Origin of the sequence: Oceanobacillus polygoni (assembly GCF_008304605.1) — a bacterium.
GTDB classification, from domain to species: Bacteria; Bacillota; Bacilli; order Bacillales; family Amphibacillaceae; genus Oceanobacillus; species Oceanobacillus polygoni.
Map to the genome: position 1 here is coordinate 31,652 of NZ_PIJY01000015.1, position 12,378 is coordinate 44,029.

General features: G+C 39.9%; 15 protein-coding genes and 1 riboswitch. Of the genes, 6 read left to right on the forward strand and 9 right to left on the reverse strand.

Translation table 11 applies throughout. The features are described from left to right. Complete coding sequence (locus F1560_RS05455; RefSeq protein WP_149473631.1) at positions 1-609, forward strand: flavin reductase family protein; 609 nt, start codon at positions 1-3, stop codon at positions 607-609. A 14-nt stretch (positions 610-623) separates the two neighbouring features. Beyond that, complete coding sequence (locus F1560_RS05460) at positions 624-1,223, forward strand: alpha/beta hydrolase (protein ID WP_149473632.1); 600 nt, start codon at positions 624-626, stop codon at positions 1,221-1,223. A 57-nt stretch (positions 1,224-1,280) separates the two neighbouring features. On the opposite strand, the gene F1560_RS05465 is transcribed toward F1560_RS05460, so the two are convergent. Continuing rightward, the gene (locus tag F1560_RS05465) at positions 1,281-2,147 is read right to left on the reverse strand and encodes a VOC family protein (protein WP_149473633.1); all 867 of its coding nucleotides are present in this window, start codon (positions 2,145-2,147) and stop codon (positions 1,281-1,283) included. Positions 2,148-2,350: 203 nt separating this feature from the next. On the opposite strand from F1560_RS05465, the gene F1560_RS05470 reads away from it, so the two are divergent. Together F1560_RS05470 and F1560_RS05475 are read left to right on the forward strand one after the other, a co-directional pair. Beyond that, positions 2,351-3,082 (forward strand): ABC transporter ATP-binding protein, encoded by a 732-nt coding sequence (locus F1560_RS05470; RefSeq protein WP_149473634.1) that lies wholly within the window; start codon positions 2,351-2,353, stop codon positions 3,080-3,082. After that, positions 3,079-3,834, forward strand: coding sequence for an ABC transporter permease (locus F1560_RS05475; protein ID WP_149473635.1), 756 nt, complete (start codon positions 3,079-3,081; stop codon positions 3,832-3,834). The genes F1560_RS05470 and F1560_RS05475 overlap by 4 nt, the downstream gene beginning before the upstream one ends. Positions 3,835-3,935: 101 nt before the next feature. On the opposite strand, the gene F1560_RS05480 is transcribed toward F1560_RS05475, so the two are convergent. The 7 genes from F1560_RS05480 to F1560_RS05510 all read right to left on the reverse strand — a co-directional run bounded on the left by F1560_RS05480 (position 3,936) and on the right by F1560_RS05510 (position 10,367). Continuing rightward, a complete protein-coding gene (locus F1560_RS05480; RefSeq protein ID WP_149473636.1) occupies positions 3,936-4,532 on the reverse strand; it encodes an ABC transporter ATP-binding protein in 597 nt (198 codons plus the stop codon). Further along, positions 4,522-5,445, reverse strand: a complete 924-nt coding sequence (locus F1560_RS05485) for an ABC transporter ATP-binding protein (protein ID WP_149473637.1) — start codon at positions 5,443-5,445, stop codon at positions 4,522-4,524. Before F1560_RS05485 ends, F1560_RS05480 begins: the two co-directional genes overlap by 11 nt. 40 nt (positions 5,446-5,485) lie before the next feature. Then, entirely contained in the window at positions 5,486-6,340 is an 855-nt protein-coding gene (locus F1560_RS05490) for an ABC transporter permease (RefSeq protein WP_149473638.1), read from the reverse strand. Beyond that, the gene (locus tag F1560_RS05495) at positions 6,312-7,325 is read right to left on the reverse strand and encodes an ABC transporter permease (protein ID WP_223116398.1); all 1,014 of its coding nucleotides are present in this window, start codon (positions 7,323-7,325) and stop codon (positions 6,312-6,314) included. The genes F1560_RS05490 and F1560_RS05495 overlap by 29 nt, the downstream gene beginning before the upstream one ends. A 13-nt stretch (positions 7,326-7,338) precedes the next feature. Next, positions 7,339-8,955, reverse strand: coding sequence for an ABC transporter substrate-binding protein (locus F1560_RS05500; protein WP_149473639.1), 1,617 nt, complete (start codon positions 8,953-8,955; stop codon positions 7,339-7,341). A gap of 39 nt (positions 8,956-8,994) precedes the next feature. Then, the gene (gene nikR / locus F1560_RS05505) at positions 8,995-9,414 is read right to left on the reverse strand and encodes a nickel-responsive transcriptional regulator NikR (RefSeq protein ID WP_149473640.1); all 420 of its coding nucleotides are present in this window, start codon (positions 9,412-9,414) and stop codon (positions 8,995-8,997) included. A gap of 518 nt (positions 9,415-9,932) precedes the next feature. After that, a complete protein-coding gene (locus F1560_RS05510; RefSeq protein ID WP_149473641.1) occupies positions 9,933-10,367 on the reverse strand; it encodes a CBS domain-containing protein in 435 nt (144 codons plus the stop codon). Positions 10,368-10,554: 187 nt separating this feature from the next. Then, positions 10,555-10,599, forward strand: a riboswitch (PreQ1 riboswitch). 7 nt (positions 10,600-10,606) lie between these two features. Here F1560_RS05510 and F1560_RS05515 point away from each other — a divergent pair. Together F1560_RS05515 and F1560_RS05520 are read left to right on the forward strand one after the other, a co-directional pair. After that, the gene (locus tag F1560_RS05515; protein WP_149473642.1) at positions 10,607-11,092 is read left to right on the forward strand and encodes a QueT transporter family protein; all 486 of its coding nucleotides are present in this window, start codon (positions 10,607-10,609) and stop codon (positions 11,090-11,092) included. A 113-nt stretch (positions 11,093-11,205) separates the two neighbouring features. After that, positions 11,206-11,973, forward strand: a complete 768-nt coding sequence (locus F1560_RS05520) for a DUF3891 family protein (RefSeq protein ID WP_149473643.1) — start codon at positions 11,206-11,208, stop codon at positions 11,971-11,973. A 17-nt stretch (positions 11,974-11,990) separates the two neighbouring features. Here the strand turns inward: F1560_RS05520 and F1560_RS05525 are convergent. Beyond that, positions 11,991-12,378: small multi-drug export protein (locus tag F1560_RS05525; RefSeq protein WP_149473644.1), on the reverse strand; the 388-nt coding region annotated here is incomplete at its 5' end.

A 12,378-nucleotide genomic window follows, 5' to 3' on the forward strand; every position in this document is an offset into this window, starting at 1 on the left:
TTGCTTTCCTTTGACCCACAAAACAATACAGAACGAGAAAATTATAAATTGTTAACCGGCAGCATTATTCCAAGACCAATTGCATTTGTAACAAGTTTGGCACAGGATGGCACAATTAACGCGGCACCATTCAGTTATTTTAACGTTGTTTCGTCTAATCCGCCAATGCTTTCTGTTTCCATCCAGCGAAAAGATGGGCAGTTAAAGGATACAGCCCGGAATATTCTAGAAAATAAACAGTTTGTCGTGCATATTGTCGATGAGGACAACGTTGAAGCGATTAATAAAACAGCTGCAACACTTCCAGCGACAGAAAGTGAACTAGACCTTACGAACTTCACGCTTATTGATAGTGAAACGATTGACGTATCAGGGGTTAAAGAAGCTAAGGTTCGATTTGAATGTACACTGGAACGAGCGATTGAGTTAGGCGATGGTGAATCGATTAATACGGATCTTTTAATTGGAAAGGTCGTTCGATTTCATGTGGATGAACACATTTTTGAGTCGGGAAGAATTAACCAAGATAAATTAAAAGCTGTAAGTCGTTTAGCAGGAAGTAATTACGCAAAAACTGGCGCATTATTTTCACTAGAACGACCTAAATAGGAGGAGTATGCCAAATGAAACATATATTTAAAAAAGGAAGTAACCCTTCCAAACCGACATTGTTGTTGCTACACGGAACCGGGGGAACGGAACAGGATTTACTTCCACTTGCAGAGATTATCGATAAAGAAGCAAATGTATTAAGTGTTCGTGGAAATATTCTCGAAAATGGAATGCCACGCTTTTTCAGAAGGTTAGCTGAAGGTGTTTTTGATGAAGAAGATCTTATTTTCCGAACAACAGAGCTTAATGAATTTTTAGATGAAGCAGCAGTCAAATATGAATTTGATCGCAATCATATCGTGGCGATTGGCTATTCAAACGGAGCAAACATTGCAGCAAGCTTAATGTTCCATTACAAAGACGCATTAAATGCCGCCATTTTACATCATCCAATGGTTCCAAGAAGAGGAATTGATTTACCTGATCTTTCTGGCAAACAAGTATTTATCGCCGCTGGAACAAATGACCCAATTTGTCCTGCACAAGAATCAGAAGACCTCCATTCTCTACTGGAATCTGCTGGTGCTAACGTAACATTACACTGGGAAAACCACGGACATCAATTAACCATGACCGAAGTGAAAGCAGCAGCTAGTTGGTATAGTAACTAAAAAGGAAAACACCGTCCGATGCTCTATAAGCATGGGAACGGTGTTTTATTATACGTATTAGGATTGAATGATTAATTTAATTTTATTACCGGACGGATCTTCCGTCATATAATCGTCCATTTCTTTGGTCACGATAGCTCCGACCCGCTCCAATTGATCAATTGTTTTCTTTCTAGTAGATTCGTCTGGGAATACAAGTGTATACCAATTAAGTCCGATACTGTTCGCTGTTGGTCTAGGAGCACCTACTCCACTCCACACATTGACAGCAACGTGATGATGATAGCCGTTATGCGATGTGAATAACGCACCAGGATATTTCGTAACAATATCAAATCCTAATCCATCAATGTAGAATTTCTCTGCCGCATCTAAATCGTCAACATGTAAATGAACATGCCCCATAAGGGTATCAGCAGGCATTCCCTCCCATTCTCCTTTTTGCTCGGCTAAAACCCCTTCTGCATCCAGTGGGTCTGTCCGCATCGTAACCTGACTATTTGTCCAATCCCACACTGAAGATGGCCGATCATGCGCAATTTCAATACCATTCCCATCTGGGTCTGAAAAATATAATGCTTCACTAACTACATGATCAGAAGCTCCAAACCCGAGCCTGTCTGCTAAGCCTGTTTGAATAAAATGCTTTAGAAATGCAGCAAGATCAGCACGACTTGGTAACAGAATAGCAAAATGATATAAGCCAGTCGTTCTTTGTTGTTTCGGAGTCACATCTTTAGGCTGTTCTAATGTGAGTAGCGGACGTTTACCATCAACTGTTAATACTGCTTTCCGTTCCGATTGTTTTAACACTTGGAATCCCATAATACCCTTATAAAATAATAAGGAATTTGATAGGTCACGTACATTTATATTAACCTCTCCAACATGAATCGTAGGCGCTTCAAAAAATTTCTTTTCCATTCAATTTACCACCTTTTAATTAGGTCTCCGATGTAATAAATTATAACTTAATTACTTTATGTATTATCTTACCCGTCAAGTTAGACTGAATAATTACTAGAAGTTTAATTTTCATGGAATTAAATTATCCTTATTTTATTAACTTTAGTACAATCGAATTAAACATTTTATTCGTAACTATTAAATGATTGAAGGGAACACAAATGACATCAAGCGATCCTGTAGCAATAAAATTTAAAAATGTAAATTACTCCGACGGCAAGCTACCTATTTTAAAAAATATTAATGGCTTTTTTCCGAAAGCAAAAATCACAACAATCGTCGGTCCTTCGGGAGCTGGAAAAACAACGTTATTCCGACTATGTAATGGCTTAATTTCTCCCAGTTCAGGAGAAACTATAGTGAATGAAAGAGATATTAATTACTATGAACCAACACAATTAAGAAGAACCTTTGGACTCGCACTACAACGTGCAACAATGCTTCGCGGCAATGTTTTTAAAAACCTTTCCATGCCACGAATATTGCAGGATAAGAGGTTACATAAAAACGAGGCAAAGGAATTATTAAATGATGTAGGATTAGATCCGAATATACTAGAACGAAATGTAAAGGATCTATCAGGTGGACAAAGGCAAAAAGTATCGATTGCGAGAACTTTAGTAAACAAGCCAAACATCTTATTACTTGATGAAATCACATCCTCACTGGATCAGGTTTCCCAACTGGATATCGAAACGCTTATTAAACAACTTAACGAGAAGTATAAAGTAACCATCATTTGGATTACACATAATTTACAGCAAGCACGATCTGTAGGTGACTACACGTGGGTGATGATGGACGGGCAACTAGTTGAATCTGGAGAAATCAGTTTACTTCATCATCCACAGCACGCTAAAGTGAAACGTTTTATTAAGGGGGAAGTCGAATGAGCTTTCTCACGTTAACTTTATCCCTTATTTTCGTGTTGATCCCTATCGTTTTATCTAAAACTTTGAAACTAGGGTTGGAAAAAGATACGATTATCGCGACAATTCGCTCGATTATTCAATTGCTCGCAGTTGGATATCTCCTTACATTCGTTTTTGATTCAGATAATTTTTTCTATCTTGTATGTATGATAATCCTAATGATTGGAGCTGCTACACAAAATGCTCGGAAAAAAGGAGCTGCTATTCAAGGAATAACATGGAAGCTAATCGTTACGTTTATCTTTGTTGAAGGACTAACACAAGGAATTTTACTCGGTCTACAAATCACACCGCCAGCGGCTCAATATATTATTCCAATTAGCGGCATGCTTATTGGAAATTCAATGGTTCTTTCTATCCTATTTCTGAATCGATTTACTTCCGAAGTGGAAACACGACAAGAAGAAACCGAATTAATTCTATCTCTTGGCGGAACACCGAAACAAGCGATTCATATGCCTTTAATCCACTCCATTAAAGCTAGCTTAATTCCGACCATTGAAAGCCAGAAAACAATTGGGCTCGTGCAATTACCAGGAATGATGAGCGGGCAAATTATCGCAGGCGCAGATCCTGCACAAGCTGTGCAATTTCAATTGTTAATTTTGTTCCTACTTTTAACAACTGCAGCAGTTACTAGCATTATGCTTGGGCTTTTATCCTACCCAACGTTGTTTAATAAGCAAATGCAGATGTTAAAGATCAGAGAGTGAAACTGATAAATGTTCTATTCGGTTGAAAAGAGCGGATTATTACCTAGCATACAAATGGGGGTGCCCCAAAACGGACACCCCCACGTCTAGCTCTCATTCTTTTATACTAGCTCAATCACTCGGTCACAAAGTCTTTCAATCAGCTTTGCTTCATGACTTATGACAACAATACCCATATTTCGTTTCCTAGAAATCTCCAGAACGGCATGCCAGATCTGTGCTTGAGTAATGGCATCGAGCATCGTTGTCATCTCATCCGCGATCAGAAAGCGTGTTTCCGGTCCTAATGCTCTTAGGACACAAAATCGTTGCAGCTCTCCACCAGATAGTTCTCCCGGCCAGCGTGTTAGCCATTCACGTTCAATACCAAATGTATCTAATAAGGCTTGATCCGGCTTCCAGCCTTCATGTAAGCTCTTATGCATCTTCCAACGTGGATTGATTGCTTTTTCTGGATGCTGGAATACGAGTTGGACTGGATAGTATCCCTTATTCTGTACCGAAAATCCATCCAAAGTGACCGTCCCTTCAATTGGCTCCTCAAAGCCCGCCAAAATACGAGCAAAGGTTGTTTTCCCTTGTCCACTTGGTCCAACAATACCTACAATTTCGCCAGGCTTTACGGTTAGGTTAACGCCACGAAATAACCAAGCTCCATTTCCATAACGAAATCCAATATCCCTTGCTTCAAGTTGCATGAATACACCTCACTGTACCATCTCTTAGTTCTCTCATCTCCGGTCGCCCTTTTCTGCAATCGGATGTTGCCCAAGGACAGCGCGGTTCAAATAAACATCCCGGGGGCAACGCACTTGAATGAGGTTGAGAACCTTTAATCGGGATAAAATCATTTTGGGGTAAAGCTCTCCATAAAGCTTTACTATACGGATGCCGTAATGCCTCTCCTTTTCCAGTAAAGTCCGTTACTGGCGCAATCTCCACCGTCGTTCCAGCATAGAAGACAGCAATCTCATCGGCAATGGATAGAGCAGAATCAATGTCATGGGTAATCAACATGACAGCACAACCACTATCTGCCAACTCTCGGAAATTTCCGAGTGCTTCTTTCATTACAGTAGGATCAAGACCAGGCGTAGGTTCATCGGCAATAATTACTTTAGCACCACTGACAATAGCTGTAGATAGCAACGTTCGCCTCGCCATCCCGCCGGAGAGCTCGAATGGATACATCCCTTCCACTTCTGGTTTTAGATGATAGCGTTCGAACACATTCTTTTGCGCTTCTTTCGGATCTCCAGTTCTTACCGACGTACGAACTTGTTTACCCACTTTCATCAGTGGATCTAAATAGTTTACCGATTGCGGAACGAGGGCAATTTCTTTCCCTCTTAATGCGATTTTCCGAGCATGTGTGAGCTCTTCTCCCACATATGTCATCGATCCACTGACTTTTGCATTCGTCGGAAGCACGCCTAAGATCGCATGCGCGAGCAGACTTTTTCCCGAACCACTCGCACCGACAACCGCAAGTATTTTCCCTGCTTCAAGCGTAACATTCAAATCTGAAATAACCTGGTGACTCTTCTGTTTAAATCCAGTTGTATATTGCGTAAAGGCAACAGATAAATTTTTCACTTCAAGAATAGGCATGTGTTACCTCCTTTTCATATGGAAATAGCACATTTTACGTTCATTCATGTGCTCGTGTAGGATCAATGAGCGTTCGGAGGTATTCTCCAATTTGGTCAAATGTCCTTACAACAATTAACAAACAAAGCCCCGGGAAGAATGCAAGCCACCACATACCGGAAGATAAGTACTTCATCGATTCAGACAAAATAATTCCAATTGCCGGCTCATGCGGTGAAAGTCCTAATCCTAAAAATGTAACAGCTGCTTCATGTAAGATGACATGCGGAAACAGTAACATAAAGCCAATTAAAATTTGCGGGCTTATATGTGGTAAAATGTGATGCAATGCAATCCACCAACGAGGTTTCCCCATTTGTTTCGACATTTGAACATATTCCGCTGAACGAACTTGCAGCACCTCTGCTCGAACAACGCGAGCAAGGCTCGGCCAATGTGTAAGCATCAGTCCAATCACAATCCCTTTAAATCCTCCACCTAATGTAAAAGCAATTAAAATCAGCGTTACAAGATGTGGAACACTCAAGAAAAGATCAATGATCCAGGAAATAACGCGATCAGCCACTCTCCCCATTGATGCAGCAGTCATTCCAAGAACTAGAGCGATCAGCGCACTTCCTGTCGCCCCAAGCAATCCAACACCGATACTAAGTGAAAGGCCCATGATTGTTCGGGTAAACATATCTCGCCCAAGCCAATCTGTACCAAATAAATGATCAAATGATGGAGGAACGTTTCGCTCATTAAGATTGGTCGCTATCCTTCCCTCATCCAAGAATAATCCACCTAATACGACACTTAGTAAAAATAGAAGTGCAATAACAATTGTAAGCAACATCCGTCTCCTCTGATTTAGGAGTGGCTGTTTATTTTTTTCTTCTGGAGTAGAAAGCATAATGTTCTCCTCCTCTCATCCTTGGGTCGAGCACCTTATAAATCAGGTCTGCTATTAAATTCCCAATAAAAACAAATAACGTACTAAAAATAACAATCCCTAATAAAAGCGGAACATCTCCTCTTACGCCAGCTTCAACAGTCGCTTGACCTAAACCCGGGTAAGAAAAAACCTGCTCAGCTAGTACAGCTCCACCAAATAACTCGCTAAACGCTGCGAATTGTAAGGTGATTGCCGGTAAAGCAACATTGCGTAATCCATGTCTCCAAAAAAGCACAAAGCCACGTTCACCTCTCGCACGGGCAAATAAAACATATTCACTCTGAAGCACATCGATCATTTTTTGGCGTGTATGGAGTGCTACATTAGCCACACCAAGAATACTCAATGTGATTGCCGGTAGAATGAGATGTTTGATTCGGTCGAGTAATGTAACGTCCTCTGCAAGTACACCAGCAGGAACTCCCATACCGACCGGAAACCATTTCAACCACACCGCAAAAACAATCAACACAAGTAACCCCATCCAAAATGTCGGTGTGGAGGCCAATGTATAACAATATCCTTTTATGATGCGGTCAATCCAAGTACCTTTTTTCATTGCGGCAACAACACCGAGAATAAACCCAATAATCCCAGATAATGCCCATGCTGTTAGCATCAGCGCAAGGGAATTGACAAAACGTTCGCCAATAATATCAGCAACTGGACGACGGTAAATCATCGACGTACCTAAGTCACCGGAAAGGATGGCAGATCCCCAGTTTAAAAATTGCACACCAACTGGCTGGTCAAGCCCCCAATACGCAGCTATCTTTGCACGCTGTTCCGGGCCTACATTTAACATATCCGCCCCAATATAAGCTTGAATAGGATCAATTGGGGAATTTTTAATTAATAGGAAGGAGATAAAACAAATGGCTACTAATAATGTAGCCATTCGTATCCCTTTCATTAGAAGAAAAAATCCTAGCTTCTTAATCATTTTGAACACACCTTTAGTTACTCCATTTCCAATCAACGATATTATCTGTTGCCGGCCAGCCATGACCGTGGACATGAATGCGTTGCTCACCGATATCCAAATTATCCTTTACAAGGTACAGGTGATCAATATTTACTAACCAAGCCCACGCAGCATCACCTTGTGCACTTAAGCCGGTTTCGCCATCCCATTGAGCTTTTTTCCAAAATTCGATAGCCTCTTCTTCACTAGAAGCTGCAAGAGCTTGTTCAAAATAGGCATCAACGGTTTCATTCTCGTAATAGCCCGTATTGTAATAATCAACTCCAGCATTATCACTACCATAAATATTATACATCTCATGCGGATCATGACTGCCCCAACCTAGCAATACAGCACTTGAATACATATGTTGACCAATAACATCCCAGCTTCCGCCCTCAACATTTATTTTAATTCCAAGTGGCTCCACCATATCCGCAGCAGATATTGCAAGTGATTGACGTATCGCATCACTTGCTAAGTAATAAAGTGAGAATTCGGCTTTCAAGCCGTCCTTTTCTAAAATCCCGTCACCATCTGTATCTTCCCATCCAGCTTCTTCTAAAAGTTCACGTGCACGATCCATATCAGCATCCTCAACTACCGTATCCGGATTCCACCATGGAAGCCCATCAACGGATGTATATGCAGGTGTACCATATCCTTCAAGCACACCATCTACTAAAGCTTGACGATCAACAGCAATATTGATCGCCTGACGAATTGCCGCGTCAGCTGTCACATCATTACCGATTGGTAAACCGTCTTCCGTAACTTTTCCTGACTCTGCAAATGGAAAGACAATTCCACGGTTATCAACCGTCTCTATTGCTTCAAGTTTCATACCAGGTACCTCTTGGTTACTAAATGCAGCTGGTATATACGCCATATCCACCTCACCTGCTTGAGCAGCAGCAAAGGAAGCGTCCTCACTTAAGAATAAAAATGTAATCCTTTTAAAATGAGGTTCCGTATCGTAATATTCCGGATTCGCCTCTACAATCAATTGTTGCCCTTTATCCCACTGTACAAGCTGAAACGGACCAGATCCAATTGGATTTTCGGCATAGTCTTCTGTATAGGCATGCTTTGGTACAATCCCCGTTGCTACAAGAGCATTAACAAATGTTGATTGCGGTTGCTCTAAAGTGAATTTTACAGTGTATTCATCTACCGCTTCTACCTTGTCAATACTGTTAAGATCTACTACAGATCCATTATCCATCGCCGTTTCAAATGTAAACACAACATCTTCAGCAGTTAAAGGTTCTCCATCTGAAAATGTCACATCATCACGTAATGTTACCGTCCAAACTTCACCATCTGCTTCATAGTCAGTAGCAAGATCATTGACAATTTGAAGATCATCATCTCTTTTTAAAAGCGTGCTTTGAAATAGCGGAGAGCCGTAGCGCCCCCAGCCTGTTGTTGGATCAAATCCGGTTTCCGGCTCTGATCCAAATGCTAATACAAGTTCATCTTTATTATTTTCTTCACTATCATTTGTTGCATCATCTGCTTGATCGGAATCCGACTGTGTACAGCCTGCTAATAAAATAGCAAAAATAAGCACGGTCAATAAGCCGATTCCAACTATTTTTCTATTCATTAACTTCACTCCATGTTCTATATATTTTTTAGTCCAAAATTAGATTCGCTCTACAGGAGCCAATGTAAACTTACCGTAATCTACACCCTTTATACTTGTTAGCTGATAACTTAGCTGCTGGATGTCTTTAGCTTTTCCCTTTACGATAATTAACTCTAAACAGCTCGCTTGGTTCAGATGGAAATGTGTCGTAGCAAGGATATTGTCGTGCATACGATGTTGAATCTTTGTAAGCTCGTCTACTAGATTCCGTTGGTGATGGTTATAAAACAAAAGAACACTCCCAGCAACAATTTGTTCATCCTGCTCCCAGGAGTGTTGCGTTAACGCATCTCGAACCAAATCTCGGACTGCTTCCGATCGGTTTTCATATCCTCGTTGTTTCACTAAATCATCAAATTTCCGAAGCAAATGCCCTTCCATTGATATACTAAACCTTTTTAATTCTGAATCATCCATGGTTTCCTCCTTGTCTGTTCGACTTTTCACAACGGCTATAAAAAGCGAACCTTAATTGTATCGACGCCATACTGCCTTTTCTACAAAGAACAGCATTGCGGTAACACGAATTAATATATATGTAACACTGAACTATTGAAAAAAATCGCCTTATACGCAATTTAATAGCTACTCTAATTTATCATTTTGAAATTCCTTAGTCAATGTATACCAAATGTTTATTTGCCATTAAGTAGGATTCACTTTGAATCAGTAATACTAAATGAATGAATCGTAACAATTTCCTCGGAAAAGAATTAAAATTTCAACTTAAATCTTATCACTTTCGATTATAAAAATTAGCCTGGAACAAATCCCTTGTTTCCAGTGTTTCAATAAGGGCATTGTTGGTAACATTTAATTCTCACTTATAAGCGTAAAATCTCTTGATACTACCCTTATTAAAAAAACACATTAGCACAGACTAAGGTTTCGGTCTGTGCTAACAATTATTTTATGACGATAAAAGCAACTCCTTACTACTGTTGAGGTGCGGAAGGAGTTGAAATGCTTTGTAATGCCTGTTCTGCCTCGTTTGCATATTGATTTTGTACTGCTACATCACCTAAGGCAACCATCCCTACGATTTGTTCATTTTCGACTACCGGTAATCGACGAATTTGTTGCTGAGCCATTAAATTTGCCGCTTGGTGAACATCCATGTCAGGTGTACCTTGTACGATTTGCTGCGCAGTCATAACTTGAGATACTGGTGTTTGTGCATTTTCGCCTTGAGCTGTCGTTCGAAGGGTAATATCACGATCGGTTACAATTCCAACCATTTGGTCACTGTTATTTATTACTGGAATAGCTCCGATATTATATTCACTCATTAATGCTGCAGCTTCCTGTACGCTCTGTGTTTCATTAACTGTAAGAACATTTGATGTCATGATCTCTCTTAAGTGTGTCATGAAATTACCTCCAAATATATTTTTTCCATTATAGGATGCGGAACATTGACTCTGTTATTAACGGTAAAATTTTCCTGGATATAAGCTGCGCCGTTTGTATATCAATTTTCGAGTAAAATGTATCATAAAAATAAATCTTGCTTTTCACCGAAAACCATTTATAATATAGTAGTTTGATTATTTTCTCAAACACGTGGTTCGTAACCATCCCACGTAAAAAAACTAAGGAGAGATTCATTATGAAGGTAAGAACACTTGTTGTGAATGGGTTAATAGCAGCGTTGTATATTGCTGTTTCCGCACTTATTGTTCCATTCGGATTTACAAATATTCAATTCCGAGTTTCTGAGGTATTTAACCACCTCATCGTATTCGATAAGCGCTACTTTTTCGGAATTGTAATAGGGGTATTTTTATATAACCTATTATTTTCACCTTTAGGGTGGTTTGATTTAGTCTTCGGGGTAGCACACTCCGCAATTTCATTAGCTATTATCATTCTACTAGCAAAATATATTAAAAATATATGGGTGTTACTTGTTGCTAATACACTTGTCTTTACATTCAATATGTTTATCATTGCATTCGAATTGAAGCTAGCATTGCAATTTCCATTCCTGTTGACATGGTTTACAACAGCTGTTGGGGAGTTCGCTGTATTAGCAATTGGTATTCCAATTATTTATGCGTTAAATAAACGATTACAATTTAATCGTCTAATGTAAATAACCTCCTCATTCGCCTGTACCATTATGCGAATGAGGAGGTTATTTTATTTCCATCGACACTAGATTTTGCTTATACTAGGGATACGTAAAGTCGGAGAGGATGGTTAGGAATGATTGTTCGAGAACGTGATCACGATTTTATTTTGATTCAGCAGGATCACCATGCTGCTATTTCCGGTGATATTGTGAAACAGTGGAAGAAAGATTACTTTCTAGGAGAAGCTTTACGAAGCTCCGTTGAATTTGCAGCATATCAGCATGACTGCGGCTGGAAGGAGTTTGACAAACAACCATTTCTGAACGACGAAAATGGGATCCCCTACTCCTTTTATGATTTTCCGGTTTTACCGAAAATTGTTCTTTATAAACACGGGATTGATGTTGTCGAGCAAGTAGATTCTTATGCTGCCCTTCTTTGCAGCGAGCACTACAAACGCTTCCTGTTAAATCATACTTCTCTTGAAGCTCAGGAATTTGTTACTGCGGAAAACACACGACAGCAAGCAATTATGGATGCACGAAACGAATTCAACAAACGTTTGTTTAACTTTCATTACAGCATTGTTCAGTTTAGTGACAACCTTTCTTTGTACCTTTGTATAAACGAACCAGGTATCACAAAGGAGTCCGAGCATTCTTTTTTTAAAGAAGGCATTCCAATGAGTCAAGCACTACAAGAATTCTGTAATGCTCACTTACAGTTACATTGGAAAAATGAGAACACAGTCGTATTGGATGATTTCCCATTTGAACAGCCATTTGACGTTATTATTAAACTGAAAGTTATACCGAAAGTTGATCTGTCAGCTAAGGGATTAGTAGCTAGCTATGAGGAAGCAGCTTTTGAAGAATGGAAAGTAACACTCACTGCTCCCTAAAAGCAGCGTACACTGACTTATTGTATAAAGATGTCTAACCCAAAAACAGTTGCCAATCCAAATACGAGTGTCCAGACTCCAAGAGAGACTGTAATCCATACCGTCGTATTTATTTTCCTTGCGCCAAGTGTCATTGCTAGAAACGCAGCAATATGGATTCCTGTCAAAATCGGACCTAGCAAGGCAAGTCCAGGCAAACCATATTTATTCCAAATTTGCTTTCCCCTTTCATTTCGCTTCGAAGGGGGTTTTTCTTTTTTCTCTTGTCGCTTCTGGTACCAGATCTTTGCTCTTTCAAATCCGAAAATGATTGGTAGCACCGTACTTGAACTACTCCACCTTAATTTCCTACGAAATTTGAAGATGGAGATTCCTAAGAACACCTTCGTAACCGAAAGTTTCGAT